19 protein-coding genes and 1 tRNA gene are annotated in these 26,856 nt (G+C 63.3%); 16 read left to right on the top strand and 4 right to left on the bottom strand.

Annotated elements, in window-relative coordinates; translation table 11 throughout:
* The first annotated feature begins 179 nt into the window (after window positions 1–179).
* Window positions 180–1,184, top strand: coding sequence for a hypothetical protein (locus ACYQ8E_RS18230; RefSeq protein WP_066727900.1), 1,005 nt, complete (start codon window positions 180–182; stop codon window positions 1,182–1,184).
* A 100-nt stretch (window positions 1,185–1,284) separates the two neighbouring features.
* Here ACYQ8E_RS18230 and ACYQ8E_RS18225 read toward each other — a convergent pair whose 3' ends face one another.
* Window positions 1,285–3,792, bottom strand: coding sequence for an Rne/Rng family ribonuclease (locus tag ACYQ8E_RS18225; protein WP_459861760.1), 2,508 nt, complete (start codon window positions 3,790–3,792; stop codon window positions 1,285–1,287).
* A gap of 367 nt (window positions 3,793–4,159) precedes the next feature.
* On the opposite strand from ACYQ8E_RS18225, the gene ACYQ8E_RS18220 reads away from it, so the two are divergent.
* The 5 genes from ACYQ8E_RS18220 (at window position 4,160) to ltrA (ending at window position 11,144) form a co-directional block, all read left to right on the top strand.
* Entirely contained in the window at window positions 4,160–6,100 is a 1,941-nt protein-coding gene (locus tag ACYQ8E_RS18220; RefSeq protein WP_066727898.1) for an ABC-F family ATP-binding cassette domain-containing protein, read from the top strand.
* Window positions 6,100–7,422 carry a ParA family protein gene (locus tag ACYQ8E_RS18215; protein WP_066727897.1) on the top strand — a complete coding sequence of 441 codons (1,323 nt, stop codon included), beginning with the start codon at window positions 6,100–6,102 and terminating at the stop codon, window positions 7,420–7,422. The genes ACYQ8E_RS18220 and ACYQ8E_RS18215 overlap by 1 nt, the downstream gene beginning before the upstream one ends.
* A gap of 75 nt (window positions 7,423–7,497) precedes the next feature.
* On the top strand, window positions 7,498–8,451 hold the full coding sequence (locus ACYQ8E_RS18210; protein ID WP_066727896.1) for a DUF2226 domain-containing protein: 954 nt from the start codon (window positions 7,498–7,500) through the stop codon (window positions 8,449–8,451).
* A 75-nt stretch (window positions 8,452–8,526) separates the two neighbouring features.
* Window positions 8,527–9,219, top strand: a complete 693-nt coding sequence (locus tag ACYQ8E_RS18205; RefSeq protein ID WP_066727895.1) for a hypothetical protein — start codon at window positions 8,527–8,529, stop codon at window positions 9,217–9,219.
* 521 nt (window positions 9,220–9,740) lie between these two features.
* Window positions 9,741–11,144: a group II intron reverse transcriptase/maturase gene (ltrA, locus tag ACYQ8E_RS18200; RefSeq protein WP_066727275.1), complete on the top strand. Its 1,404-nt coding sequence runs from the start codon at window positions 9,741–9,743 to the stop codon at window positions 11,142–11,144.
* A 135-nt stretch (window positions 11,145–11,279) separates the two neighbouring features.
* On the opposite strand, the gene ACYQ8E_RS18195 is transcribed toward ltrA, so the two are convergent.
* Together ACYQ8E_RS18195 and ACYQ8E_RS18190 are read right to left on the bottom strand one after the other, a co-directional pair.
* A complete protein-coding gene (locus ACYQ8E_RS18195) occupies window positions 11,280–12,644 on the bottom strand; it encodes an ATP-binding protein (protein WP_066727894.1) in 1,365 nt (454 codons plus the stop codon).
* Entirely contained in the window at window positions 12,641–13,378 is a 738-nt protein-coding gene (locus tag ACYQ8E_RS18190; protein WP_066727893.1) for a response regulator transcription factor, read from the bottom strand. The genes ACYQ8E_RS18195 and ACYQ8E_RS18190 overlap by 4 nt, the downstream gene beginning before the upstream one ends.
* A 325-nt stretch (window positions 13,379–13,703) precedes the next feature.
* On the opposite strand from ACYQ8E_RS18190, the gene ACYQ8E_RS18185 reads away from it, so the two are divergent.
* From ACYQ8E_RS18185 to ACYQ8E_RS18175, 3 genes are read left to right on the top strand one after another with little or no spacing between them, the layout of a single operon-like run.
* Entirely contained in the window at window positions 13,704–14,918 is a 1,215-nt protein-coding gene (locus ACYQ8E_RS18185; RefSeq protein ID WP_157471891.1) for a hypothetical protein, read from the top strand.
* A gap of 16 nt (window positions 14,919–14,934) precedes the next feature.
* Window positions 14,935–15,756: a cytochrome C gene (locus ACYQ8E_RS18180; RefSeq protein WP_066727891.1), complete on the top strand. Its 822-nt coding sequence runs from the start codon at window positions 14,935–14,937 to the stop codon at window positions 15,754–15,756.
* A 32-nt stretch (window positions 15,757–15,788) separates the two neighbouring features.
* Window positions 15,789–18,044 (top strand): hypothetical protein, encoded by a 2,256-nt coding sequence (locus ACYQ8E_RS18175; protein WP_066727890.1) that lies wholly within the window; start codon window positions 15,789–15,791, stop codon window positions 18,042–18,044.
* Between the two features lie 128 nt (window positions 18,045–18,172).
* On the opposite strand, the gene ACYQ8E_RS18170 is transcribed toward ACYQ8E_RS18175, so the two are convergent.
* A tRNA-Leu gene (locus ACYQ8E_RS18170) sits at window positions 18,173–18,259 on the bottom strand.
* Window positions 18,260–18,456: 197 nt separating this feature from the next.
* Between ACYQ8E_RS18170 and ACYQ8E_RS18165 the strand changes: the two genes are divergently transcribed.
* The 7 genes from ACYQ8E_RS18165 (at window position 18,457) to ACYQ8E_RS18135 (ending at window position 26,854) form a co-directional block, all read left to right on the top strand.
* Window positions 18,457–18,888 (top strand): MarR family winged helix-turn-helix transcriptional regulator, encoded by a 432-nt coding sequence (locus ACYQ8E_RS18165; protein WP_066727889.1) that lies wholly within the window; start codon window positions 18,457–18,459, stop codon window positions 18,886–18,888.
* Window positions 18,881–20,146: a TolC family protein gene (locus ACYQ8E_RS18160; protein WP_459861755.1), complete on the top strand. Its 1,266-nt coding sequence runs from the start codon at window positions 18,881–18,883 to the stop codon at window positions 20,144–20,146. Before ACYQ8E_RS18165 ends, ACYQ8E_RS18160 begins: the two co-directional genes overlap by 8 nt.
* A gap of 10 nt (window positions 20,147–20,156) precedes the next feature.
* A complete protein-coding gene (locus ACYQ8E_RS18155) occupies window positions 20,157–21,263 on the top strand; it encodes an HlyD family secretion protein (protein WP_459861753.1) in 1,107 nt (368 codons plus the stop codon).
* A 57-nt stretch (window positions 21,264–21,320) separates the two neighbouring features.
* Window positions 21,321–22,874 (top strand): DHA2 family efflux MFS transporter permease subunit, encoded by a 1,554-nt coding sequence (locus ACYQ8E_RS18150; RefSeq protein WP_459861751.1) that lies wholly within the window; start codon window positions 21,321–21,323, stop codon window positions 22,872–22,874.
* A 79-nt stretch (window positions 22,875–22,953) separates the two neighbouring features.
* Window positions 22,954–24,702 carry a histone deacetylase family protein gene (locus ACYQ8E_RS18145; RefSeq protein WP_066727884.1) on the top strand — a complete coding sequence of 583 codons (1,749 nt, stop codon included), beginning with the start codon at window positions 22,954–22,956 and terminating at the stop codon, window positions 24,700–24,702.
* Entirely contained in the window at window positions 24,678–24,842 is a 165-nt protein-coding gene (locus ACYQ8E_RS18140) for a type II toxin-antitoxin system RelE family toxin (protein ID WP_082820341.1), read from the top strand. Before ACYQ8E_RS18145 ends, ACYQ8E_RS18140 begins: the two co-directional genes overlap by 25 nt.
* A 263-nt stretch (window positions 24,843–25,105) precedes the next feature.
* Entirely contained in the window at window positions 25,106–26,854 is a 1,749-nt protein-coding gene (locus tag ACYQ8E_RS18135) for a DEAD/DEAH box helicase (protein ID WP_459861749.1), read from the top strand.
* Window positions 26,855–26,856 lie beyond the last annotated feature (2 nt).

The following is a 26,856-nucleotide window of genomic DNA, read 5'->3' as shown; positions in this document are numbered from 1 at the left end:
ACCACGGTAAGGGCCGGAGCGAAATCGTTCCGGCCTTTTTTCCACTGCGGTCTGGATCGACTCCGGGACTGGTGCCGTCGAGCAGGGGGACGCGGACAGTTCAAGAAAATGTACTAAACTGTGACCATGGCGTGCCGATCGGTTGTGGAAACCGGTTTCCCGTTGCAAGGACGATTTTCATGGACCGAAGGCTCTTTCTGGTTTTGCTCATTACTTTTTTTCTTCTACTGCCGCAGCTGACCCTGGCGGTGGAAACCGAGTCTTTGCCGCCAGCGACTGAAGTGGCCACTGATGCGGAGCCGCGTCTTCCAGGAACCGGCAGTCTGACGGCTTTCCATACCTACTTTTCCCACAACGTTGAAGGGCTGTCGCGGCAGGTCGATTCTTTCTTCGGAGCCAACCGGGTTTATGAAGAGGGGACCGGAACCTATATCCAGCTGCGTGGTTTTACCACCTACGGGAAGGGGGGGGAGCTTGATAGCAATGGCCGGGTACGAGCTCGCATCGGGCTGCCCAACCTGGAAGAAAAGGTCAACCTGCTGCTGGAGAGTGAAGAACCGGACCCGGGGGCGGAAGGGGAGACCCTGACCACCGGTAACAGCCTGGCCAAGAACCTCGGCGACCAGTCCCTCGCCACATCCTTGCAGTACATCCTGGAGCAGCGGCAGTTCTGGGATATCCGTCTGCAACCGGGGATCAAGCTGCACTGGCCCCCGGACCCCTTTGTGCGCCTGCGGCTCCGTTGGCTTCATCCCCTCAGCAGGACCTGGCTGAGCCGGGTTACCCTGACCCCGGGATGGTACAGTTCGCGCGGCTGGGATGCGCGGTTGCGTTATGATCTCGAGCGGAGTACCGGGAGAAATGCCCTGTTTCGAGCCAGCAGCACCCTCTACTGGACTGATGATCAACCGCGCAACCCTGAGTGGTCCGAGGTGTTGTTCTTTGCCCATCCCCTCGGCGATCGGGTGCAGATGGCCTACGAAGTTGGGGTTGTCGGGGATGTTCAGCCAAAGGTTGAAGATAACCGCTATTTCGCAAGCCTGCGCTACCGGCGCAATATTCACCTGGGCTGGGTTTTCTTCGAACTGCAGCCGCAGCTCGAATTTTCCCGTACCGACGATTTCAGGGCAAATCCCTCGCTGGTCCTGACGCTGGAAATTCTCTTCGGGGAGGGGTATCTGTAGCTGGATGGAGCAGGGAAGAGAGAATGAGCATGGCCGAATCTTTGGCCAACAAAACGATCGGGGCACCCAACCAGGTGCCCCGATCGCTTGGTTCTGGGACTCATTTTGACGGCAGGTCCTCGGGTTTTTTGCGGGGAGCCCGTTTCCGCGGCGTCCGTTCCTTCTCCGCGCCAGCCTCCGCCCCGGTCGCTGCTGACTGGGGCTCCGGCGCCGCGGCAGTTTTGACCGCCGGTTTCCGGGCCACCCGTCGCTTGGCTTCAGGTTTTTCAGCAGCGGGTTTCTCAGTAGCGGGTTTTTCGGCTGCCGGCTTCCTGGCTGCCGGCTTCCTGGCTGCCGGCTTCTTGGCTGCCGGCTTCTTGGCTGCTGGCTTCTCGGCTGCTGGTTTCTCGGCTGCTGGTTTCTCGGCTGCCGGTTTCTCGGCTGCCGGTTTCTCGGTTGCTGGCTTCCTGGCTGCCGGCTTCCTGGCTGCCGGCTTCTCGGTTGCCGGCTTCTCGGTTGCCGGCTTCTCGGTTGCCGGCTTCTCGGTTGCCGGTTTCTCGGTTGCCGGCTTCTCGGTTGCCGGTTTGCGACGGCGGTTTCGCACCGGCCGTGGCTCCTCCGGGACTTCGGTCACCCCGGCAGGTGCCGGCGCGGCGACTTGCGGCGGCTCAGAAGCTGTTCCTTCGCCTGTTGCCTCAACGCTTGTGGTTGTTTCGTCCGCCGTTTTCTTTTTGCGGCGCCGGCGTTTGCGTTTGCGTTTCTGAGGTTCTTCTCCGGAATCGGCAGCGACGTTGCCTAGGTCTGTCGCTTCCTCCTCCGGCTCATCTTCGGTTTCGGTCGCAGTGGCGGCCAGTTCCTCAGGGCCCTCCCCGCTTTCCCCGGCTTCCCCCTTCTTCTTTTTGCGCCGCCGGCGTTTCCGTTTTCGTTTCGCATCGCCTTCGGCGGCAGTATCGGGAGAAAGTTCCTCTTCCGCAGGTATCGGGGCGGACGGCTGGGGGAGGTCTTCCGCTGCACTCTCCGCCGGTTTGGGACTCTCGGCCACCGCGGGCAGATTTCCCGCGACGGGAGCCAGGGTGGGAGCAGCGATGGGGTGGTGGGGGGCAGAAGCGGCCGTAACCGGCGCGTAGAGATCGTCACGGACTTCGCCCTTTTCCCGCTTGTGAACAATCAGCTCGAACTGGCTGGCGACGAAGGATTTGCGGGCACGAATGAAGATGCTCACCTGGTAGCGGCGTTCCATCTCCAGCAACTCTTCGCGCTTGGTGTTGAGCAGGTAATGTGCGACGTCGATCGGTACTTCCCCTTCGACCCGCTCGACCTGGCCGCGGGCGATGGCGGCGTGGAGCTTGCGCAGAAAGCCGACCGCCTGGGCTTCGGCACTCTTGACCCGGCCGCTGCCACCGCAATTCGGACAGGAGAGATAGGAGCCCTCGGCGAGGGTTGCCTTGATCCGCTGCCGGCTCATTTCGAGCAGGCCGAACTGGCTGATCTTGCCGACGGTGACCCGCGCCTTGTCGTTTTTCAGGGAGTCCTTGAGGACCTTTTCGACCTCGCGGATATGCTTGCGGTCCCGCATGTCGATGAAGTCGATGACGATCAGTCCGCCGAGGTCACGCAGGCGCAACTGGCGACCGACCTCGGCGGCCGCTTCGATGTTGGTCTTGTAGGCGGTCCCCTCCACCCCCTGTTCCCCGGCCATCTTTCCCGAGTTGACGTCGATGGCGACCAGGGCCTCGGTGGCGTCGATGACGATCGAACCTCCCGAGGTCAGCGGGACCTTGTTGCGCGAGAGAGTCTCGATCTGTTCTTCGATCTGGTAGCGGGAGAAGATTGGGCGCCGCTCCTGGTGCAGCTTGACCAGGCGGACATATTCGGGCATCACCTGCTGGAAAAATTCCTTGGCCTCCTCGTAGACCTCGGGGTCATCGACCAGCACTTCGTCCATGTCGGCGGTAAAGTAATCGCGGATCGAGCGGATGACCAGGTTCGATTCCTTGTAGACCAGCGCCGGGGCCTTGACCCGGCGGCCGAGTTCCTGGATGTTCTGCCAGACCCGGACCAGGTAATCGAAGTCGCGCTTGAGTTCCTCCTTGGTCTGGCCGATCCCGGCGGTGCGCACGATGTAGCCCATCTGTGGTGGCAGGTCGAGGGACTTCATCGCCTCCTTCAGTTTTTTGCGCTGCGTCTCCTCCTCGATCTTGCGGGAGACCCCCTTGGTATCCGAGTCGGGCATCAGCACCATGTAGCGACCGGGAAGGGAGAGGTAGGTGGTCAGCGCCGCCCCTTTGGTGCCGCGTTCCTCCTTGACAACCTGGACCAGAATCTCCTGGCCGCGGCGCAACAGGTCGTTGATGCGCGGCCGCCCCTTCCCCTCGCCTGCTTCGAAGGCGGCAAAGTAGGACGGGTGCAGTTCGCCCATCTGCAAAAAGCCGAGGCGTTCGGCGCCGTAATCGATAAAGGCGGCCTGCAGTCCCTGCTCAACGCGGACCACGGTCGCCTTGTAGATGTTGCCGCGGGTCATTTCGCGGCCTTCGGACTCGATGTCGAGGTCGGTCAGCAGGCCGTCCTCGACCGTTGCCACCCGGCTTTCCTCGGGATGGGTGGCGTTGATCAGCATCTTCTTGCTCATGGAAATCCTTCCGGTCGCGCCAGGCGCGGCCTCAAACGGGGTGCGGTCCGGGATCGCCCGGCCGGTCGTGCCCCGCGGTTTCGTCCTGATCCCGGGCCCTGCACCTTCCGGCCGCCGGGGCGGGCGGGGAGGGGGCGGGCACTGCGGGGAGGGCGCCGGCGGGACACCGGGAAACTCTGGTTGACTCTATCGTCGGGGCCATGGGGCCCAGAAGAAGCATGGTCGCGGAAGCGGGGACATTCCGGTTGCGGCGCAACTATAGCAGATATCAGCAGCTTTGCCCAGCGCCGAATTCTCCCGCGAGAGGGTGCAAAAGCCTGAAATTCGGAGTTTTCCAGGACCCCGGGGATGTGTTATAAAAGGCCCCATGTTGCAGCTGAGAGAAATCATCAAGGACTTTGGCGGCCGGCGGCTCTTTGCGGGGATCAGCTGGCACTTGCGGCCCGGTGACAAGGTCGGCCTGTGCGGCGAGAATGGCGCCGGCAAAACCACCCTGCTGAAGGTGCTGGCCGGCCAGGTTCCGGTCGATGTGGGCGAGGTGCAGATCGCCCGTGGCACGACCTGCGGCTATCTGCCCCAGGACGGATTGGAGCATCGCGGACGGAGCCTCTTTGCCGAGGTGCGCACCGCTCTGGCCGAGCTCCTGGCGATGGAGCGCGAACTGGGCGAGCTCGAAGCGGCCATCGCCGAGCGGCACCTGCCGGCCGACCTCGACCGCTACGCGACGGTGCAGGAGACCTTCCGGCAGCGCGGTGGCTACGAAATGGAGACCGAGATTGCCAAGGTGCTGCGCGGCCTCGGATTCGCCGAGGGGGACTGGGAAAAACCGTGCGAGCACTTTTCCGGGGGCTGGCAGATGCGCATCGCCCTCGCCCGCTTGCTGTTGCAGCGTCCCAACCTGCTCCTGCTGGACGAGCCGACCAACCACCTCGACCTGCCGGCCCGGGATTGGCTGGAGGCCTACCTCGCCAGCTATCCCGGCGCGGTGGTGCTCGTTTCCCACGACCGCTTCTTTCTCGACCAGGTGGTTGGCCGCATCGTCGAGGTCTGGAACGGCAGCCTGACCGAATACCCCGGCAACTACAGCCGCTACCTCGAAGAGCGGGAGCGTCGGGTCAATGCCTTGCAGGAGGCGAAGCGCCGCCAGGACGAGGAGATCGAGCGCACCGAGGCCTTTATCGGCCGTTTCCGCTACCAGGCGAACAAGGCCTCCCTGGTCCAGAGTCGGATCAAGCAGCTGGAGAAGATCGTTCGCATCGATGTGCCGCCGCCGCGGCGAAAAATCTTCTTCCGGTTCCCCGACCCGCCCAAGGGCGGCCGGCTGGCCCTGGAACTGACCGGCATCCGTCATGGCTACAATGAGCGCACCGTCCTCGACGGTATCGACCTGACCGTCGAAAAGGGAGAACGCATCGCCCTGGTCGGCGCCAATGGGGCCGGCAAATCGACCCTGATGCGGCTGCTGGCCGGAGTCGAGGCGCCACGCGCCGGAAAACGCACTCCCGGACACAACCTCCAGCTCGCCTATTTCGCCCAGGACCAGGCCAAGGTCCTCGATGCCAGCCGCACCGTTCTCGAAGAGATTACCAGCGCCGCACCGATGGCGATGGTGCCGCGGGTGCGGGATATCCTCGGCACCTTCCTCTTTTCCGGGGACGATGTTCACAAGCGGGTGGCGGTCCTCTCCGGGGGGGAGCGCAACCGCCTGGCCCTGGCGATCCTGCTGCTGCGGCCGGCCAACCTGCTCCTGCTCGATGAGCCGACCAATCATCTTGACCTCGCCTCCAAGGAGGTCCTCCTCGCCTCGCTTCAGCACTATGCCGGGACCCTTGTTTTCGTCTCCCATGACCGTTACTTCGTCGATGCCCTGGCGACCCGGGTCATCGAGGTCGGTGGCGGTGCCGCGACCTCCTGGCTCGGCAACTACGAGGATTTTCTCAGCGCCAAGGCGGCCGCCGGGGAAGGGGGGCATTCCCAGCAGCGGGTCGAGGCCCTGGTCGGCAGCAGCAGCGACGGTGTGCCGCTCGACCGGGAGGACCGCCGGCGCCAGCACGAGGAGCGCAAGGAGGCGCAGCGCCTGGAAAAACGGCGGCAGAAGGAGCTGGCCGAACTGGAAGGGGCGATTGAGGAGGCGGAAGGAGCATTGGCCACCGTCGAGGCTGCTATGGCCGACCCGGCCCTCTATGCGGACGTGGAAGGGTGGCGAAAGGCGTCGAGCCAGCACGCTGCCCTGCAGGAGAAGATTGGCCAACTTTACCGGCGCTGGGAAGAAGTGCAGGAGGAGCTTGCGATGGCCAAGGGTGCGTGATGAGCGCGGATAAGCAGCTGCGGCTGCCGGGTGGCGGCCCCTACGTGGTGGTGGTCGCGAGCGAAAAGGGTGGCGTCGGCAAGACCACGCTGGCGACCAATCTCGCGGTCTATCTTAAGGCCCTGCATGAAGACCTGCCGGTAACCATCGCCTCTTTCGACAACCATTTTTCCGTCGATAACATGTTCGCCATCGCCGGGCGCAGCGGCGGGTCCGTAGACGGCCTCTTTCGCGGCCAACTGCCGGAGGAGTTGGCGACACTGGGCGAATACGGCGTTGCCTTTCTCTCCTCGGCACGGCGGCTGGCGCCGGTCGGGGACGACCCCGGGCAGCTGCGGCGGCTCTTCAGCCGCTCGCGTCTGTCGGGGGTGCTGATCCTTGATACGCGCCCGATCCTCGACCTGGTCAGCCACAACGCCCTGCTCGCCGCCGACCTGGTGCTGACGCCGGTCAAGGACCGCGCCTCCCTGGTCAACGCGGCGGCGCTGCAGGCGCTGCTCGCCGATTCGGATAGCGGCCCGGGCCGCCTCTGGCTGGTGCCGAGCCTGATCGACGGTCGTCTGCGGCTGCGGGACAACCTCGGCATGCATGAGTTCCTGGTCTGGGGAGCCCGCGAACGGGGGTACCAGGTGGCGCCGACCGCAATCGCCAAGAGTCCCAAGGTGGAGAGCCTGGCAAGTGGCCTCTCCAGTCGCATTTACCCGGTCTTGACCCATGCCCGTGGTACCCAGGTGCATGGCCAGTTCAAGCTTCTTGCCGAGTTCGTCATCGAGCGACTCGCCCTGCAGCCGGGCCCCCTGGCGGCGCAGGGACCCGCTTCCTTGCCGCCCACCGACGGTCGCCCGGGGCTGTTCGCTGCGGCATGTCCGCTCTGCTCGGCTCCGGCCCCGGAGATCGGGCCCTGCTACCAGACCCTGCAAAGTCGCCACCGCGGGCTGCTCCATGCCGCCTGCCTGAATCGCCTGGTCGATAGGGACCTGCTGTGGGCCGGCGGGGACGACCCGGCGGTCCTGGCCATCCGCTTCGATGCCGAACAGCGCCCCCGGTTGAGCATGAAATACTTAACCGCGCAGGGTGCTCAGCCCGGGGAGGGGGAGCTGCCGATCCCCGCCGAGGTGGGCCAGGATCTTCTCGTGCGACTCTGCGGCCGGGCGATCGACGACCTCTTCAAAGAGTGCCTGCTGGTCGGTCTGGCCAGTCGCAGTGAGCAGGAGTGGCGGCACCACTTTCCACCCCTGCGGCGAACGGTTCTGGAAACAATGCGCGCGACCGGTAGCTGGGAGGAGGGAGCCGACGCTTTCCCCGATAGCGTTGAAGGTTGACAATACCGGGTAAATTGTTTAAGAATTCTATGGTTTTTTGATTTTAACAAATTCAGCTGGTGAGGCTTCTCCCCCATGATTCTTCTGCCACGCGGAAACCCGGTCAAGGAACGGATCGATCCGGGCAAGGTCAACCTCCCCGATGCCCTGCGCAAATTGCAGGGGGGTGGGTTCACCGGCTACCTCCGGTTCGACGCCAAAAGCGGGACCGGCATCGTTATCTTTCAGAACGGCAAGCTGATCAGCGCCCTCTTCGAAGCGGACCGTGAGCAATTGATCGCTTACGATGCCATCGCCCGCATTTTCGAAGAATCTCTCGCCGGCAACGCCCTGCTCGATATCTACAAGCTTTCACCCGATCTCGCCCTGAGCATCCATGCCCTGCTGCACGGTGAAGTCCTCTACAAGGGGCAGGAACTCAAGCTGATCGACATCAAGGCGCTGCTCGGCAAGCTCAAGGAGGACCAGGTCAGCGGTTGTCTGCGGATTTATACCCGCGAGCGTATCGCCCTGATTTTCTATCGTAACGGCAGCCCCCTGGGGTTTTTTCACGACGGCTCGACCGATATGGAGACCAACGCCGATACCTCGATGTCCGTCGCCCGGCTTCCCGGGGCGAAGATTGATGTGCTCATCTCCCGGGGCCAGGAAGGAATGGTCCTCGCCGACCTGATGGGCACGGCCGACCTCGGTGCCTTGTGGAAGAAGGCCCAGGAACGGATCGCCAGGGAACGGCGTTCGCGGGAAGACGAGGCGAGCCGCAACCAGGAGCTCCATGAAAAGGACCGCCGCTTGAAGCTCCAGGGTTTTCTGCGCACTACTGCCGAGGGGCATCTCGGTAAAATCGGCGCTTCCCTGGCTGACAAGGCGGCGGAGAAAACCCTCCCTCAGACTGGTGGGCTCACCGAAACCGATCTCGCACCTTTCTTTGAAAATCTCGCCAAGGCGGCGAAGCTGGTGGCTGGGCCCTCCGCCATCAACAGCATGCTTGAGGAAATGAAGAAGGGGGCCAGGGCTTTTCTCAAGTAGGCTTGATATTTGCTGCTGCTTTGGCAGCGCGTTGCAGCCGCCACGGCTGCCTGACCATGTCACGGGAGGTTTTCGATGGATTTCAACCTGCTGCAACTGATCCTCTGGCTGATTGCCGGTGCCGTCTCCTTTTACTTCAGCCTCGGCAACGCCCGGGTCTGGACCAGCATCGCCGTTGGTTTCTTCCTGATCCTGATCGGTGAGGTCATTCCCCGCGCCATTCCTTTCCTCCCCGGGGCCAATATCCCCCAGGTGACGGCCATGGCCTATATCGTCGGGACCATTGCGATCCTGGTGATGAGCCATGGATTCCAGGAATACTACGTCTTTTCCCGGACTCTTGAGCTGGAGGGGAACAAGATTTATGTCTATCTTTCGACCCTCGCGGTGATTGTCGCCTCGCTGGTTTTCGTCCTGGTCAACATCACCCCGGATGAAAAGATCCTGCGCACCATTCGTATCGTCGAAAATACCAACTGGGTCTTCCTCTCCCTGATCAATATCGACCTGATCCGCAAAATCTACCTCAATGTTCAGGACAGCCCGATCAGCAAGGGTTTCATCGCCTTTATCTTCGTCTTCGTCTGCATCTTCCTCTGGAAGGGTTCCGATCTTTACGTCCTCGTCTACAACCTCGACGATGTCGCCAACCAGCAGCTTTTCCCTTTCCGCTACCAGCTTTCAGTCATCTGCAGCAACCTTGGCAACCTTCTCGCCGGGCTCTCGGTCGCTGGCACCTTCCTTTATCTGGCCCGCCTGCTGCGCTAACGGCAAAACCGTTCGCCATGAATGAAAACCGCCGGAGCCCAGGGGGCCCCGGCGGTTTTTTTTGGTGCGCCAGGCATGGCGCGTAGCGCCTTGACTGGCGCTGTCTGATTCACTGTGGTGGTGAATCAGTGACTTGGGGGTGCAAGTCCCCTGCGGACCCTGATGGCGGGAACCGCTAGCCGGACGGCAAGGGTGTCCATCGCGAGGTGGAATCTGAAGGAAGCCGCAGGCAAAATCCCGGTCCGACGAACAGAAACCGCATGAGGCAGTCTCATCCGGGCGAGAAGGCCAATATCTTCAAAGCCCGATAGCCATCCGGGAGGGTGGGGCTGTAGATGCGGCGGGTAGATGGGAGGAAGGTCACGCGCATTACCCTGGGAGATCTGTCGGTCTGCCTCGTGCTACCGTCACCGTAAGGTGTCGGGACGGGCCGGCAGAAGTCAGCAGAGGCCGTAGTAGCCGGAGTAACCACCCGGCAAAGGGCCGAACACGAGGCGTCGTTTCAGGAGACTCGCGTTTCGATGACGACAAGAGCAGCAGAAGTCCCGGTCGAGATACCGGGAGCCGTCCCGGAGGGCAGCGGCCGGAAGCCGCCAGAGCATGGGAGCGGTGCGTCAAACGTCACGGCAACGAGAGACCCTTCCTGGACGAAAGCGGAAAGGGGGCTGATGGAAGACGTCGTCAGCCGCCCGAACATGATGGCGGCCCTTGAACGAGTGGAAGCCAACAAGGGCGCCCCCGGCATCGACGAGATGACGACGGGCGAGCTACGCGGCTTTCTCAAGGAGAAGTGGCCGACCATCAGGGAAGAGTTGCTGAATGGGACGTATCGCCCCCAGCCGGTGCGGAAGGTGGAAATCGAGAAGCCCGACGGGGGAGTGCGCACCCTGGGAATCCCCACGGTGTGCGATCGGCTCATTCAGCAGGCGCTGCATCAGGTGCTGACGCCGCTATTCGATCCGGACTTCTCCGACAGCTCCTACGGGTATCGTCCCGGACGGAGTGCCTGGCAGGCGGTTAGAGCCGCCCGTCGGCATGTGGCCGACGGCAAGCGCTGGGTGGTCGATATCGACCTGGAGAAGTTCTTCGACCGGGTGAACCACGACATCCTCATGTCGCGGGTCGCCCGTAAGGTCGAAGACAAGCGGGTATTGCTGCTCATCCGGCGGTACCTGCAAGCCGGAGTGCTCGAAGGCGGGCTTGTGTCGCAGAGGGTGGAAGGGACGCCGCAGGGTGGTCCCCTCTCACCTCTTCTGTCGAACATCCTGCTCGACGCGTTCGACAAGGAACTGGAGAGGCGCGGTCACGCCTTCTGCCGCTACGCCGACGACTGCAACATTTACGTGCAGACCAGGCGCAGCGGCCAAAGGGTCATGGCCAGTCTCACCCGGTTCCTGGAGGAGCGGCTGGCACTCAAGGTCAACGTCGCCAAAAGCGCCGTCGACCGTCCTTGGAAAAGGGTCTTTCTGGGTTACAGCATGACCTTTCACAAGAAACCCCGCCTCAAAGTGGCGGAGTCGAGAGTGAAGCGGTTCAAGGCCGGACTCAGGAAGGTCTGCCGACGGGGGAGGGGACGCAGTCTCGCTCAGGTCATCAAAGAAATCACCCCGAAGCTACGGGGGTGGGCCTCTTACTTCCGCCTGGCGGAGGTCAAAGGCATCTTCGAAGAACTGGACAAATGGCTGCGGCGGAAGCTGCGCTGCATTCTATGGCGACAGTGGAAGCGCCCCTATACCCGGGCCAAGAGGTTGATGCAGCGGGGATTGCCGGAAGCCCGGGCGTGGAAATCGGCCACGAACGGGCGAGGCCCCTGGTGGAACTCAGGGGCCTCGCACATGAATGAAGCGTATCCGACATCCTTCTTTCGCTACTTGGGGCTGATCCGCTTGACCGATCAGCACCGCCGCTTTCAGAGCGCCTTGTGAACCGCCGTGTACGGAACCGTACGCACGGTGGTGTGGGAGGACGGCGGGGGCGACCCCGCCTCCTACCCGATGCTCCGCCTTCTCCGGCGGGATGGACGAGGGCGCCTGTGGTAAACGGATCGGCGGGTGATTCGTCTAGGTAGTTGCTCCGAGGGGCAGGCGGATCTCGACCATTAGCCCGCCGTCCTTGGCATTTCTGGCGGTAACACTTCCGCGGTGCAGGCGAACTGCCCGCCGGGTTATCGCTAGGCCGAGGCCGTAGCCACCGCTCTGGCGGTCCCGCGCTTCCTCGGTACGGAAGAAGGGGAAAAAGACCTTTTCCAGCAGCGCTTCGGAAATTCCCGGGCCGTTATCGCGAACGACGATCAGCGCCTCTTTCGCTTCCCCTTCGCTGCAGGTCGTCGTCAGGGCGACAGTCACGGTCGAGTCTCTGGCGGTATAGCGAATGGCGTTGCGTATGACATTCTCGATTCCCTGCCGCAGCAGTTCCCGGGATGCTGAGACCGTTACCGCAACTGCCGCCACCAGATCGACCCGGCAGCCTTTGCTGCGCGCTTCGAAATCGGCGTCGAGAACAATTTCAGTAAGCAGACTCTGCAAGTCGGTGGCTTCCCACGCAGTGGTGCCGGCCTGGCTCTCCAACATCGTCAAGGTCAGCAGTTGGCCGATCAACTCGTTGAGCCGGCCGGCCTCCCGCTCGATCCGGTCGAGGGAAGGGGTCGCCTCGGGAGGCGCATGCTGCCGGGTCAACTCAAGGGCCAGGCCCAGTCGGGTCAGAGGCGACCGCAGTTCATGGGAGATATCCTGCAGCAGGCGGTGCTCGGCCTTGATGAGGTGTTCGATGCGCGCCGCCATCTGGTCGAAATCCCGCGCTAGTCCGGCAATCTCGTCATTGTTACCAGCAGGCGGATTGACCCGGGTGGAGAGGGCGCCGTCGGCGAAGGCCCTGGTCGCTCGCCGCAACCTGCCGATGGGAGCGGTCAGCGAACGGGCGAGGAGGAAGCAGACCACACCGGCGACGATAAAGGTGATGATCATACGCAGCCCGAGGGCGCGCGGGTCGAGGATGGTGGCGAGAGGATTGGGGCGGGTTCTGTTGATCAGGTAAACATACTCTTCTGTCGCCGGATAGGCGATCCAGATTTCCTCGTCCCCGGACTGAACCTGGTTGACATGGGTCTCGGCCGCCAGTTTTACCAAGGGAATAAGGGCGGGATCGAGCCGCTCATCGATGACACCGTCGCCATTGTTGTGGAGGAGGAAAAGGCGGGCGCCAGTTTTCTCCTCGAGAAGGCGGCGCTGGTTCTGGAAGGCGGCGCCCCCCCCTTCGCGGTACGCCTTGATCAATTGCTGGCTTTCGATCCGGTAACGGCGCTGGCGCATGGCGCGGTCTTCGCCGTCGCTGCCGGTGGTCAGGGCCAGAATGACCACTGTCGCGCCAATCATGGTCATGGCGAGCCAGAACCAGAGGAAGATTTTCTTGAAAACACTGTTCCTCATGCTTCCGGAATGTCCTTCTGTTCCGGCACCAGGTACTGGTACCCCGTTCCGCGCAGGGTTTTGATCCGGTCGCTACCGTCGCTCAAGGGACCGAGCTTGCGGCGCAGGTTGCTGATGTGGACATCGATGCTGCGATCATAGGGGGAGAGCTCCCGCCCCAAAACCGACTGCACCAGATCTTCCCGGGTGACGACCGCGCCGGCGTTGCGCAGCAGGATGGCGAGCAGGGCGAACTCTACGGCAGTCAACTCGAGGGGAACCCCCTTCTGTTTTGCGGTCAGGGTGCGCTGATCGAGGAAGATGTCGCCGACCGTCAACCCCACTCCCTGACCCCGGCGGACCTGGTGTGGCTCCGGGGCCGGCCGGAGGCGACGCTGCACGGCACGGATGCGCGCCACCAGCTCCCTCGGATTGAACGGTTTGGGCATGTAGTCGTCCGCGCCCAGTTCGAGCCCGACGATGCGATCGATTTCATCGCCGCGGGCGGTGAGCATAACCACCGCTATCTTGGACACTTGCCGGATCCGGCGCAGCACATCGAGCCCGCTCATTCCCGGCAGCATAATATCGAGTACCACCAGCTCGAACTCTTCACCGATGGCCCGTTCGGCTCCGGATTCGCCGTCCTGGGACGATTCGACGACAAACCCTTCCGGCCCCAGGTATTCCTTCAGGAGCTCGCAGAGTTCGACATCGTCGTCAATAATCAGGATGCGATTCGCCTGTTTGGTCATTAATCCCTCGTCTCCAGCCATATTAACGTAAAGTCCCTGCCACCAATGTAAAGAAATGTAAAGTCGGCTTGTCTCGCCCCCGTTTGTCCGGGGCCAGGGGGAGAGAACTGCACTATTCCGGGGCCCCTTAATACTTCTTTACCCTTCTTATTGAGAACTTAACCCCGCTCCGGAAAAAGTTTCTGTAGAATTCCGCACTGTTCAGGTGCGTGCTCGCGCAATGAGGCCAGGCAGCTCTTGCCTGTACTGATTTCCGTAGGTTGGTCGCGCGTCACCAGCGGAGCAGGGTTCGGGATCAAGGACATTTAAATTCGAAGGAGGCAACATGAGGATTTGGCAGCGAATGACGATCTGCGCAGCGGTGTTTCTGCTGGCCCTGGGGGCGGCGGGTCAGGCGCTGGCGGTCTCGGTGTCGGGGCGCTCGAGCACCGAACTCGAATGGTACGACGACGCCCAGGGTGACGCCGCGCTTCCCACCTACGAGTACCTGCTGCTCAACGTCAAGGATCTCGACGGCGCCGGGCTCAATTTCCGCGGCTACGGCCGCCTCGGGGTCGATCTCAACGACGAGGTCGACGCCGACAGCCGCCTCTACTACGGCTACCTGGAGAAGAAGGGGCTGGTCAAGAACCTCGACGTCAAGCTCGGCCGCCAGTTCATCGCGACCACCGCCGGCGCCTCGCTGATGGACGGCCTCTACCTCGACTACAACAACCTCGGCCCCCTCAAGGTCAGCCTCTTCGGCGGTGGTGATGTCGCCTACTACAGCGGCTACAGTGCCAAGGACCTGATCGGCGGGCTGAAGCTGTCCGGGAGTTTCTTCGACGGCCTCCACCTCGGCGTCTCCTACCTGCAGCGCTGGAGCGACAGCGAACTCGCCAACGAGATGTTCGGCTTCGATGCCGACTACGACTGGCGCAACCTGCTCAACCTCTACACTGAGGTGCAATTCGACTATCTGAGCAACAGCGTCTCCTACTTCCTGGCCGGGGCCAACTACCACCGCAGCGAGAAGTGGAACCTGCGCACCGAGTACCTCTACTCCCTGCCGGTCTTCTCTTCGACCTCGATCTACTCGGTCTTCGCCGTCAGCGAGTACCAGGAGCTGATGGCCGAATACAACGTTCGGCTCGGCGAGGGCTTAAGGGCCTTTGGCCGCGGCACCTGGGAAATGTACCAGGATTTCGACGACGCCTACGTCTTCGAGGCCGGGGTCGAAAAGATCCGCACCGAGCGCTTTGCCGGCTACCTCTCCGGGGTCTGGCGCGAGGACGGCGACGGCCAGGACCTGCGCGGGGTGAAGCTGCACGGCTCCTACCTCTTCAACAAGTACCTGCAGGCCGGCGCCGGCGCCGAGGTCGACGTGCTGCAGCGGCGGCTGGAAGAGACCAGCGACGACACCACCAGCAGCCGCTACTGGGTCGACGCCACGGCGTACCTGACCAAGAAGGTCAATGTCCAGGCAAAGCTCGAGCGGGTGGAGAGCGACCTGTACGACTACTACAACCGCGGCCGCGTCCGTCTTAACATCCTCTTCTAAGTCAAGGAGTGACGATATGATTCGAAGCCTGTTAGCCATCCTGGCCCTTGCCACCCTCTGGGCGGCGCCGGCGCTGGGCGCCCCATTCGACCACGCCACTCACCTGACCTATCTCGACGATGCCGCCTGCGCTACCTGCCACGTCGAAGGGGCCGAAGCGATCAAGCCGGCCGAGACGGTCTGCCTCGAATGCCACGAGAAAGCCTTTGTCGAAGAAGTTACCTTTCCGGGGCTGAAGACGCATGGCCCGGTCTGGGCCTTCAACCACCGTCCGGCCGCCAAGAATGGCGCCATCGACTGCAGCGCCTGCCACCAGCAGGACTTCTGCCTCGAGTGCCACAGCGACGCCGGGCGCGCCGACGAGATGGGGGCCTTTGGCAACGCCATGGTCAACGTCCATCGCAGCGACTTTCACGTCACCCACCCGATCGCCGCGCGCACCGACCCGCAGTTGTGCAGCAGCTGCCACGAGCAGAACTTCTGCCTCGAGTGCCACGAGCAGTTCGCCCCGGCCGACCTCGCCCTCGACTCGCACCGGCGCAGCTGGAGCGACCTGACCGTTTCCGGGACGCCGCACGAGACCTTTCCCGCGGACAGCTGCCAGACCTGCCACCCGAACTCGGTGCTGCCGTCGCACGAATGGTCGAGCCGGCACAGCCGCGAAGCGCGCAAGAACCTGGCGACCTGCCAGGCCTGCCACCCGGACGGGGATATCTGCCTCAAATGCCACAGCGCAAAGAGCGGGCTGATGGTCAACCCCCATCCGAAGGACTTCAGCGATTTCAGCGGCCGTCTCGACCGGGCCAGTGGCGGCAAAACCTGTCGGAAATGCCATTAATTACATCCTTAACCCACGCATAGGAGGTTTGCATGCGAACCACGAAGTTAGTTTCTCTCGCTCTTGCGGCGGCTCTGGCGCTGACCCTCTCGGGGTGCGGCAGCAATCGCGACTCCAGCGGCAGCACCACCACAGGTGGTGCTAATCTCGGCAGTGACCCGGTGACCAGTGTCGCCTATGTTGGCTCCGGCACCTGTATTGGCTGTCACGAAGATTTCTCCTGGAGTGCTGCCGAGGTCGACAAGTACCTGGTCGGCAAGCACGTTGTGCATAGCACCCATGTCGCGGCGACCTCAGAAGCACTCTGCCTGAGCTGTCACGATCCCATCGGTGACGGCCCGACCCTCGAGGGGCTGATCGATCCGGCCGACGTCCCCGCCGGCGGTCTCGCTGCGGTCGGCTGCGAAAATTGCCACGGCGCCGGTGGCGAGCACTTCGGCGTCGGTCCGATCCCCAGCGCGACCCCCGACTTCAATGCCTGCGGCCAGTGTCACAACAGCCGCTGGACCACCGAGATGCCGAGCCACATCACCTACCATCCGGAAGGAAACAACATCCTTGCGGATTACGTCGCCAGCCCGCACACCAAGATTCATACCGGGGCCCCCTGCTCCAAGTGTCACACCGATGAAGGGGCGCGCCAGTACAAGGATTACGATACCTTTGAAAGCCTGGTCACAGTCACGGAAGTCGAGAACCCGTCGCCGATCCAGTGCCGTACCTGCCATGACCCGCATAATCCTGGCAAACTGCTGGAAAACGAACAGACCAGCGGGCGCGGTGCGTCCCTGAAGGTGGTGGCTTCGGCCGAATATGCCACCTGCACCAACTGCCACCAGCGCCACGACGCCCAGATCGGAGCTGCCGTTTCCAAACTGCCCGGCTCTACCTCCAGCGACGGCGCCAGCGGCGACCTGATCTATCATGCCGCCCGCTATTCCCGGGTCATAGCCTCGACCCACTTCGACGATCCGGAGACGACCAACGTGGTTGAAGGCTATACCATGGATCCGGCCAATGAGCGCTCCTGCCGCGACTGCCACAACGTCCATGCGGCCGATATCACCATTAATGAGCAGTGGGCCGAATCGGGCCATGGCGGCGACATCATCGCTATCAAGAAGCAGGCCGTGGCTGACGCGGGCCTGACCGACCATGATTGGGCCGCCGTCGACATCTACCGCAAAGCCGGCGTCGCCGCTGCGGATAACGCTTTTGTCCACTATGACTGGGATGCCGCCAACCGCCAGTCTTGCCAGCAGTGCCATACTTCCACCGGTTTCAAGAACTACGCGGCCGATCCGGCCAACTACGATGCGGCCAACAATGACTTCTCGGCCCTGGTCGGCTGGTCGAAGGACGCTACTACCGGTGCGATTACCCCCTCCGGGCAGAACGAGATGCTCTACTGCTGGGCCTGCCATAGCAACAATGCCGGCGATCTCCGCGTTAAGGCTGCTGTGACCGCAGGTTACACCTACAACAGTCTGCCGATTGACTTCCCTGATGTCGGCAGCTCCAACACCTGTCTGGTCTGCCACTCGGCCCGCGGCAATGCCAGCGACGTTCCGGTCAGCACCAGCGGTTACGGTGCCTCCCACCACGGGATTGCCGGTGCCATCCTGTTCAGCAACCTGACCCATGTCGGCGGCGAGTATGTCGGCCTGGATTACTCCAAGCCGTCCTACTTCGAACATGACATTCTCGGCACCCCTGCCGACGATGCCACCGGCAACACCGACGCCGGCCCCTGCGCCGTTTGTCACATGAACGGGGCTGCGGGTCAGCCTGACCACACCTTCGCAGTGGTCGAGAAAGATGCTGCCGGCGTGGTCGTCGGCCTCAACTCCGAGGCTTGCATCAATTGCCACACCGGGGCTCACGGTGCCGCCCTGACCACCACCGACCTCGTGGCTGGTGACGGAACCGCTGCTGCTGCCGCGGCCTTCCTGGAGGAGGAGTCCCTTGGTTACCAGCAAGCCGGCCAGCTCCTCAAGGACACGTTGAACCAGGCCAACGGCCAGACCAACTATACCGGCGGTGTTGTTGCTGCCGCCACCGGCACCGATAACGATCACCGGGCCTTCCAGAACAGCCTGATCCCGGGCAACGACGCCGGCGGCTATGCCCACAACCGCTACTACGTCAAGCGCCTGCTGTTCGATTCCATCGACTGGCTTGACAACGGCGTCCTGGACGGCAGCATCACTATCGATGTCGCTCTCTACCCCGAGGCCGTTGCCTGGCTCCGTGGCGACACCGTTACCGGCGTGGCCAGCCGTCCGTAAATCAGCTTTAGCCCATTACTGGCCCCCGCTCCAGCGGGGGCTTTTTTTCGTCCCCCTCTTCGAATGAAATCAATGTTTCAGAACAGAGAAAGCCCGTCACCTAAGTGGTGGCGGGCTTTCTCATTGGTTGGTGGGGGTGGTCGGAGTCGAACCGACATGGACTTGCGCCCGCTGGATTTTGAGTCCAGTGCGTCTACCAATTTCACCACACCCCCAAACCTGGATACCGATTCTTTCTCGGTGAGCTGGTTGGCGAAAGTGCTGTGGATTATAGAAAGAAGCAGTCGGGCGGTCAAGGGCTTATACGGCGCAAAAAATTTTTCCTGCCCCTTGACCTGAAATGCCCAGCGGCAGTAAGTTGGCGCATGGAAAGTATGCTGATTATTCGCACGGAAAGCATCTGGAGGTTCTCGTGGATGGGTTGAATATCGAGAGCAGCCTTGGATTTCTCCTGGCCAAGGCGCACCAGCGCATCTACGCGCAATTTCGTGATCTGCTTGCCCCCCACGGCATTACCCCGGCGCAATTCGCACTGCTCGCCTTCCTCTGGCAGGAGGATGGCCGGACCCAGACCGCGCTCTCCGAGAAGACCGAAATCGATCGCACCACGCTCAGCGGCCTGCTCGATCGCCTGCAGAAGCTCGGCCTGGTTCACCGCCGGCCCGATCCTGCCGATCGCCGCGCCTGGCGGGTCTGTCTGACCGCTAAAGGACGTGCCCTGGAGAAGGTACTGACACCGGTGGCGCTCGGCGTGCGCCGCCAGGTAGTCGCCGCTCTCGCACCGGGCGAGTACGAAGAGCTCTGCCGCCTTTTGGCCAAAATAAGGGGAAGTAACCATGATTAGTCTCTCTGGCAGACTGCTCCTTGGCTGCCTGCTCCTCCTGCCGACAACCGTCGGCGCCGAATCGTTGAGTCTGGCCGACTGTCTCGCCCTCGCCCGGCAGCAGAACCCGACCCTGCAGGCGGCGGCGTTAACGGCGGAGATTTCCGCCGAACAGAGCAAGGAAGCACACGGTATTTATCGCCCACGGCTCGATCTGGAGGCCGGCTACACGGCGCAGCAGGCGCCGCAGCAGGTGGTGATCGGCGGCCTTAGCGAAGCGACCCAGGATCAAAACTATGCCCATTTCGGCCTCGCCGCCGAGCAGCTTCTTTACGATTTCGGTCGTTCGGCGGGGAAGGTCGCCGCTGCCGATGCCAGTGCGCGCAAGGCCGGCTTTGCTTATGCGGGCCGCGAGCAGGATCTCTTTCTGCAGACCGGCGTCGCCTATTTCCAGGTCCTCATTGCCGAGCAGCTGCTGCAGGCAGCCGCCGAGGAGGTGACCCAGACCGAGGCCCATCTGCGGGTGGCCAAGGCCTTGTTTGAACAGCAGATGGTGACCCGCAACGACGTGCTGCAGGCCGAGGTTCGCCTCGCTGCGGCCCGGCAGCAGCAGCTTGTCCGCAACGGCGCTCTCGAGAATGCCTGGCTGCAACTCAATTACCTGACCGGCCGGCCAACCGCGGCCCGCGCCGAGCTTCATCCCGAGACGGATCTCGCCTTGCCGTCGGTGCCTGATGCGGCCGCCATCGCCAGTCGCCCGGAGATCGCAGCGCAGCAGCAGCAGGTGGCCGCCGCGCAAGCCGGGGTCCAGCAGGCGCAAGGGGCGTTCCGGCCGGAGCTCTTTGCCCACCTTGGCGCCGACTATGTCGAGAACAGTCACGTCAAGGAACAGACCATCTATAGCGCCACCCTCGGGTTGCGCGTCAACCTCGCCGACGGCGGCGCCAGCAGCGCCCGGCTGCGTGCCGCCCGCCAGCGGCTCGACCAGGAGCGCCGGGTGCTGGCCGACCTGGAGCAGCAGGCCCTGCTCGATTACCGCAGCGCCCGCAACGATGCGACGGTGGCGGCGCAGCGGATCGCGGTGATGGAAGCTGCGATCCGCCAGGCGCAAGAGAACCTGCGCCTCAACCAGAACCGCTACCGCGAGCAGGTGGGGACCGCCACCGAAGTCCTCGATGCCCAGACCCTGCTGACGCAGAGCCGTACCGATCTCTATCGTGCCCAATTTGAATATCAGCTCGCCCTGGCCCGGGTCCAGCGCGCCATCGGCGCCCTTTGAGGGATTCATCATGAGTGAAACTGCAGCGGAAAAACCAGAGCAGACATCTTCCGGCAGCGATAAAGAAGCGAAGACCAACGGGGGGCGCCGCCGGATCGGCCTGATCCTGCTCGTTCTAATTCTGTCTGGCGTGGTGACCGGCAGCTGGCTCTGGTACAAGAGCAAGATCGAACTGGTCACCGATGATGCTTTTGTCGCCGGGCACATCCATCTCATCTCGGCGCGGGTGGCCGGGCATGTCGAAACGGTCGCGGTGGCGGATAACCAGCCGGTGGCCGCCGGTGATCTGCTGGTCGAGCTCGACGCGGCGCCCTATCGTGCCCGCCTCGACAAGGCGCAGGCCGCCCTGGCGATTGCCCGCAATACCGTCGGTGGCGAACGCGCCGCGGTTGCTGCGGCGCGCGCCGCCCTCGGCCAGGCCCGGGCCCAGGCCGAACAGGCGGAGCTCGACCTGACCCGCGGCGAAGCCCTCTTTGCCCGCGAGGTGATTCCCGGCGAACGCCTCGACCAGCTGCGCACCGTGGCGAAGGTGGCGCGGGAGAGCGTCAACCTGGCGCGGCAAAACCTGGCCCGCGCCGAATCCCAGGTTGGACCCGCCGCCGGCGACGACGGCCAGGCCGCCCGCATCGCCGAGCGCGCTGCCGAAGTGGAGTCGGCGCGCCTCGACCTCGCCTATACCCGCCTCGTCGCGCCGGTGGCCGGTTACGTTACCCGCAAGTCGGTGGAAGTCGGCAGCAATGTCCAGGCCGGCCAGCCGCTCCTCGCCCTGGTCCGGCTCGAGGAGCCGTGGATCGTCGCCAACTACAAGGAGAGCCAGCTTACCCACCTGGAGCCCGGGCAGAAGGTCGAATTTACCGTCGATGCCTTCCCGGGCCGCACCTTTACCGGCCGGGTCGACAGCATCATGGCCGGCACCGGCGCCGCTTTCTCCCTGCTGCCACCGGAAAACGCCACCGGCAATTATGTCAAGGTGGTGCAGCGCATTCCGGTCAAGATCGTCATCGATGCCGATACCGACCCCGGCCACATGCTGCGGGTCGGCATGAGCGTGGTGCCGACGGTCTACACCGGTCGCTCGTTGGGGGACATCCTTGAGACGCTCAATCCGTTCCACTGAAAGAGCGGAAAATCATAGGTCCTATGGGACCTTTAGGACCTATAAAGAGCCTCTGCAATGAGCGACGCCAAACCCGTTAACAAGTGGCTGATCACCATCACCGTGATGCTGCCGACGATCATGGAGATCGTCGACACCTCGGTGGCGAACGTCGCCCTGCCGCACATGCAGGGGAGCCTCAACGCCGGCACTGATGAGATCACCTGGGTGCTGACCTCCTACCTGGTCGCCAACGCCGTGGTGCTACCGATGACCGGCTGGCTCTCCAGGATGTTCGGCCGCAAGCGCTTTTTGATCACCTGCATCGTCCTCTTTACCCTCGCCTCCTTTCTCTGCGGCGCGGCGCCCAACCTCGGCTTTCTGATCTTCTTTCGCATCCTGCAGGGCGCGGCCGGAGGGGCCCTGATCCCCAACAGCCAGGCGATCCTGATGGAGACCTTCCCGCCGAAGGAGCAGGGGATGGCGATGGCGATCTTCGGCATCGGCGCCATGTTCGGGCCGATCATCGGCCCGGCCCTGGGGGGGTACGTCACCGACCAGCTCAACTGGCGCTGGATCTTTTACATCAATTTGCCGATCGGCGTCATCGCCGTGATCATGGCCGCCGCCTTCCTCTTTGACCCCGAGTACCTGCGCAACCGGCAGAAGATTTCCATTGACTACTGGGGGCTGGCGCTGCTGGTTCTCGGCTTTGGTTCCCTGCAGATCGTGCTCGACAAGGGGCAGCAGGAAGACTGGTTCGACTCGGGTTTCATCATCGCCTTCGCGCTGGTCTCGGCGGTCTCGCTGGTCGCCCTGGTCCTGGTCGAACTGCGCCATTCCCACCCGATCGTCAACCTGCGTCTCTTCAAATACGTTTCCTATTCGGCTGGCAACTTCCTGATGTTCATCTTCGGCTTCTGCCTCTACAGCGCGATCATGCTGATCCCGCTCTTTTTGCAGACCCTGATGGGGTATGACGCCACCCTCGCCGGCATGGTCCTGGCGCCGGGGGGCGTGGTGACCCTCTGCACCATGCCCTTCGTCGGCGCCGCCCTCTCCCGCGGCTTGCAGGGACGCTATATAGTCTTTTGCGGCCTCTGCATCGGTGCCAGCGCCATGTTCATCATGCAGGGTTTCACCCTCGAGGCTTCGTATTGGGATTTCGTCTGGCCGCGCATGGTATTAGGCCTCGGTCTCGGCATGATTTTCGTCCCCTTGACCACCACCACCCTGTCGGTGATTCCAAAACCGGAGATGGGGAACGCCACCGGCATGTACAACCTGCTGCGCAACATTGGCGGCAGCGTCGGCATCGCCGTCTCGGCGACCCTGCTCGCCCGCTTCTCCCAGCTTTACCAGAACGTCCTCGTCGCCCACGCCAACCCGATGAACCCGGCTTTCCAGCAAAAGGTCGCCACCCTGACCCAGGCCGCGGTGGCCCGCGGCGTGCCGGCGAGCGAGGCCGAGCAGACCGCCCTGGCGATGATCTATGGCATGATCCGGCGCCAGGCAGGGATGCTCTCCTACAATCACATCTTCTGGATTCTCGGCATCGCCTTTCTGGCGGTCATCCCGTTTCTGCTGCTGCTGAAGAAAGGGGAGGGGGAGGCGCCGGCGGGGATGCATTAACGGCCGATAGCTGAGCGGCCCGATTCATGGTACAACTATCTCGTGTTGTTCGAATCGTTCCCCCCTGCCGAGGCCCCCGATGTTCCGCATCCGCCGCATCTACGACACGGTCCTGCCGGTCAACCGCCAGGCGATCGCCCAGGTCCAGCAGATTCTCCGCGACCAGTTCCCCGCCCTTGATAAAAAGGACATCAGGAAACTTCCGGAGCAGTTGACCAACCCGCTGAAATACCGCTTTCGGTCGATCCTTTCGGTGGCCGAGGACGACAAGGGGGAGGGGGTCAAGGGATTCGCCCTGCTGCTGCATGCCCCCGACCTGAAATTCTGCTACCTCGAGTACATCTCGGCGGCGGAAAAGATGACCGGGCGTGGCATCGGCGGCGCCCTCTACGAACGACTACGGGCCGAGGCGCGCGGGCTGGGGGTGGTCGGCATCTTCATGGAGTGTCTCCCCGACGATCCGGCGCTCTGCCGCGACCCGCAGATTCTCGCCCAGAACCGGGCGCGGCTGAAGTTCTACGAGCAGTACGGTGTCCGGCCGATCGCCGGGACCGCCTACGAGACACCGGTCAAGGCGGGGGACGACAATCCCCCCTTCCTGGTCTTCGATGACCTCGGCCAGGGGGTGGAGTTGCCGGCGGCGCGGGCGCGCAAGATCGTTCGTGCCATCCTCGAGCGCAAATATGCCGATCTCTGTCCCCAGTCCTACATCGACATGGTGGTCAACTCCTTCCAGGACGACCCGGTGCGCTTGCGCCCCTTCCGTTATCTCAAGAAGGAGGTGGCGCGTCCGGTGCCCCTCGATCGCCACCCTGTCGACCGCCAGATCGCCCTGGTGGTCAACGATCAGCATGACATTCACCACATCCGTGAGCGCGGCTACGTCGAGTCGCCGGTGCGCATCCGTTCGATCCTGCGCGAAATCGAACCGACCGGGCTTTTCTATCGCGTCCCGGTGCGGCGCTTTGCCGAACGCCACCTCAAGCGCATCCATGCCCCCGATTTCGTCGATTACCTGAAGACGATGTGTGCCGGCCTGCCGGCCAACAAGGCGCTCTACCCCTATGTCTTCCCGGTGCGCAACGCCGCCAGGCCGCCCAAGGAGATGGCGGTCAAGGCCGGCTACTACTGCATCGATACCTTCACACCGCTGACCCACAACGCCTTTCTTGCCGCCAAACGCGCCGCCGACTGCGCCCTGACCGCGGCGCGCTGGGTTCTCGAAGGGCAACGCCTCGCCTATGCCCTGGTGCGGCCGCCCGGGCATCATGCGGAGCGGCGCGCCTTCGGCGGCTTCTGCTATTTCAACAACGCCGCCCTCGCCGCCGAGGAGTTGTGCGAATACGGCAAGGTGGCAATCCTCGACATCGACTACCATCATGGCAACGGTACCCAGGATATTTTCTATTCCCGCCGCGACGTCCTGACGGTCTCCATCCACGGCCATCCGCGCTTCGCCTATCCCTATTTCAATGGCTTCGAGGATGAGACCGGTGTCGACCACGGTCTCGGCTACAACCTCAACCTGCCGCTCCCCGAACATCTCGACGGTGCCGGTTACCGGGTGGCGCTCAGCAGGGCGATCCGGCGCATCCAGCGCTTCAAGCCGGAGTTCCTGGTGATTGCCCTTGGCCTCGACACCGCCAATGGCGACCCGACCGGGACCTGGAGCCTGAAAGGGCCGGACTTCGTCGAAAACGGCCGCATGCTCGCCGCCCTCGGCCTGCCGACGGTGGTAATCCAGGAAGGGGGGTACGACAGCCGCGTTCTCGGCAGCAATGCCCGTCATTTCTTCAAGGGGCTCTGGACCGGGACCTTCGGGGCCTGAGCCGGTCTCGTCCCGGTGAGTTGGCCGGTCTCTGGCGTTGCCGGGTCGGTGGCTATCGCATCCTCTGCGAGGTTCGCGATGAACAGCTCGTCGTCCTGGCTCTCAGTGTCGGGCATCGGCGGGAAGTTTGTCGCGGCTAGTTTGCAACTGAACCCTGGCGGCGTTGCTGCCGTGGCTGTGGGTCTTCCTCCGCAGGTTGTGAAGGCTCCTTGCCTGCTTTGGCAGGATTCTTTCCATTTCCCCCTTGGAAAATTGTTGGCGCTTCTCTTCGGGATGGGTTAAGGTGCGGCCTGCCGGATTCCTTTCCACAAGGGGAAGGAGAAGCTTTGCGCCGACAAGGACTTATCCCTCTGCTCGATCCCTCCCTTCACCACCCGACGAGCACTTCCCCCTTAGGTTTCCCATGTCTGAAGAGAAGACCATCACCTTTGCCGAACTGAACCTCGCACCCGCTATCTTCAAGGTCATCGACGAAGTCGGTTACGAAGTCCCCTCGCCGATCCAGGCGCAGAGCATTCCGCCGCTGCTGGCGGGGCGCGACCTCCTCGGCCAGGCGCAGACCGGCACCGGCAAGACCGCCGCCTTCTCCCTGCCGCTCCTCTCCCGCCTCGACCCGAAGCTGCGCTACCCGCAGATCCTGGTTCTCACCCCGACCCGCGAGCTCGCACTGCAGGTCGCCGAGGCGATGCAGACCTACGCCCGCCATCTCGACGGATTCCAGGTGCTGCCGGTCTACGGCGGCCAGAACATGCTCGCCCAGTTGCGCCAGCTGCAGCGGGGCGTGCAGGCGGTGGTCGGCACCCCGGGGCGGATCCAGGACCATCTGCGCCGCGGCACCCTGCAGCTCGACCGCCTCGCCTGTGTCGTCATCGACGAGGCCGACGAGATGCTGAAGATGGGCTTCATCGACGACGTCGAGGAGATCCTCAAGCACACCCCGGTGGAGAAGCAGACCGCCCTCTTTTCGGCGACCATGCCGAAGGAGGTGCTGCAGGTCGCCCGGCGGCACATGAAGGACCCGGTCGAGATCCGCATCAAGAGCAAGACCTCGACCGTCGAGACGATCTCCCAGTGGTACTGGCAGGTCAAGGGGCTGCACAAGCTCGATGCCCTGACCCGCATCCTCGAGGCCGAGGAGATCGACGCCATGCTGATCTTCGCCCGCACCAAGATCGAGACCGTGGAGCTGGCGGAAAAGCTCGAAGCGCGTGGCTTCTCTTGCGCCCCCTTGAATGGCGACATGACCCAGGCCCTGCGCGAGAAGACGATCGAGCGCCTCAAGAACGGTTCCCTCGATATCGTCATCGCCACCGACGTCGCCGCCCGCGGCCTCGACGTCAAGCGCATCAGCCATGTCGTCAACTACGACATCCCCTACGATACCGAGGCCTACGTCCACCGTATCGGCCGCACCGGCCGCGCCGGCCGGGAAGGGAAGGCGATCCTCTTTGTCGCCCCGCGCGAGCGGCGCATGCTCTACGCCATCGAGCAGGCAACCCGCCAGCCGATCAAGCCGATGAGCCTGCCGAGTCGCCAGGAGATCACCGACCGCCGTATCGGCCTGTTCAAGGAACAGATCGCCGAGGCGCTGGAGAGCCAGGAACTCGAATTCTTCGAGGAACTGGTCGACAGTTTCCAGGACGAGCAGGACGCTGGTTTCCGCCGCATCGCCGCGGCGCTCGCCTATCTGGTGCAGAAGGAGAAGCCACTGCAGCATGAAGGGCCGGCTGATCCGCCAATTGTCGAGGATCGGGATTTTCCCCGGGCTCCGGCGTCCCGCGGAGGACAGCGAGTTGCCCCCCGCGGCGGCCCGTCGCAGCGCTACCGCATCGAGGTCGGCCGCAGCCATGGCGTCGAACCGCGCCACATCGTCGGCGCTATCACCAACGAGGCGCAGCTGAGCAGCGCCGACATCGGCGCCATCCGGCTCTTCCACGACTTCAGCCTCGTCGATCTCCCCGCCGACCTGCCGCCGCAGGTCATCCGTCTGCTGCAGGGGGTCTGGGTCTGCGGCCAGCAGTTAAAGCTCAGTGTCGATGCCGGCCCTGCCGCGGCGCGGACGGAGCAGATTCCCGGCAAGCGCCCATACGTCAAGCCGGGTGGGGACCGGCCCGGCGGCAAAAAGCCGCCCTTCAAGAAGCGCGGCAAGTGAGC

Source organism: Desulfuromonas carbonis, from assembly GCF_054658035.1.
The sequence above is the reverse complement of the archived record's forward strand: the minus strand, read 5'-3'. Positions and strand labels throughout refer to the sequence as shown.

Excerpts from the sequence above, each read along its gene's own strand:
- ltrA (WP_066727275.1), top strand. The coding sequence starts at position 9,741 with ATGACGACAAGAGCAGCAGAAGTCCCGGTCGAGATACCGGGAGCCGTC.
- ACYQ8E_RS18175 (WP_066727890.1), top strand. The coding sequence starts at position 15,789 with ATGCGAACCACGAAGTTAGTTTCTCTCGCTCTTGCGGCGGCTCTGGCG.
- ACYQ8E_RS18160 (WP_459861755.1), top strand. The coding sequence starts at position 18,881 with ATGATTAGTCTCTCTGGCAGACTGCTCCTTGGCTGCCTGCTCCTCCTG.
- ACYQ8E_RS18205 (WP_066727895.1), top strand. The coding sequence starts at position 8,527 with ATGGATTTCAACCTGCTGCAACTGATCCTCTGGCTGATTGCCGGTGCC.
- ACYQ8E_RS18180 (WP_066727891.1), top strand. The coding sequence starts at position 14,935 with ATGATTCGAAGCCTGTTAGCCATCCTGGCCCTTGCCACCCTCTGGGCG.
- ACYQ8E_RS18135 (WP_459861749.1), top strand. The coding sequence starts at position 25,106 with ATGTCTGAAGAGAAGACCATCACCTTTGCCGAACTGAACCTCGCACCC.
- ACYQ8E_RS18195 (WP_066727894.1), bottom strand. The coding sequence starts at position 12,644 with ATGAGGAACAGTGTTTTCAAGAAAATCTTCCTCTGGTTCTGGCTCGCC.
- ACYQ8E_RS18230 (WP_066727900.1), top strand. The coding sequence starts at position 180 with ATGGACCGAAGGCTCTTTCTGGTTTTGCTCATTACTTTTTTTCTTCTA.
- ACYQ8E_RS18210 (WP_066727896.1), top strand. The coding sequence starts at position 7,498 with ATGATTCTTCTGCCACGCGGAAACCCGGTCAAGGAACGGATCGATCCG.
- ACYQ8E_RS18220 (WP_066727898.1), top strand. The coding sequence starts at position 4,160 with ATGTTGCAGCTGAGAGAAATCATCAAGGACTTTGGCGGCCGGCGGCTC.
- ACYQ8E_RS18215 (WP_066727897.1), top strand. The coding sequence starts at position 6,100 with ATGAGCGCGGATAAGCAGCTGCGGCTGCCGGGTGGCGGCCCCTACGTG.
- ACYQ8E_RS18190 (WP_066727893.1), bottom strand. The coding sequence starts at position 13,378 with ATGACCAAACAGGCGAATCGCATCCTGATTATTGACGACGATGTCGAA.
- ACYQ8E_RS18145 (WP_066727884.1), top strand. The coding sequence starts at position 22,954 with ATGTTCCGCATCCGCCGCATCTACGACACGGTCCTGCCGGTCAACCGC.
- ACYQ8E_RS18155 (WP_459861753.1), top strand. The coding sequence starts at position 20,157 with ATGAGTGAAACTGCAGCGGAAAAACCAGAGCAGACATCTTCCGGCAGC.
- ACYQ8E_RS18150 (WP_459861751.1), top strand. The coding sequence starts at position 21,321 with ATGAGCGACGCCAAACCCGTTAACAAGTGGCTGATCACCATCACCGTG.
- ACYQ8E_RS18225 (WP_459861760.1), bottom strand. The coding sequence starts at position 3,792 with ATGAGCAAGAAGATGCTGATCAACGCCACCCATCCCGAGGAAAGCCGG.
- ACYQ8E_RS18185 (WP_157471891.1), top strand. The coding sequence starts at position 13,704 with ATGAGGATTTGGCAGCGAATGACGATCTGCGCAGCGGTGTTTCTGCTG.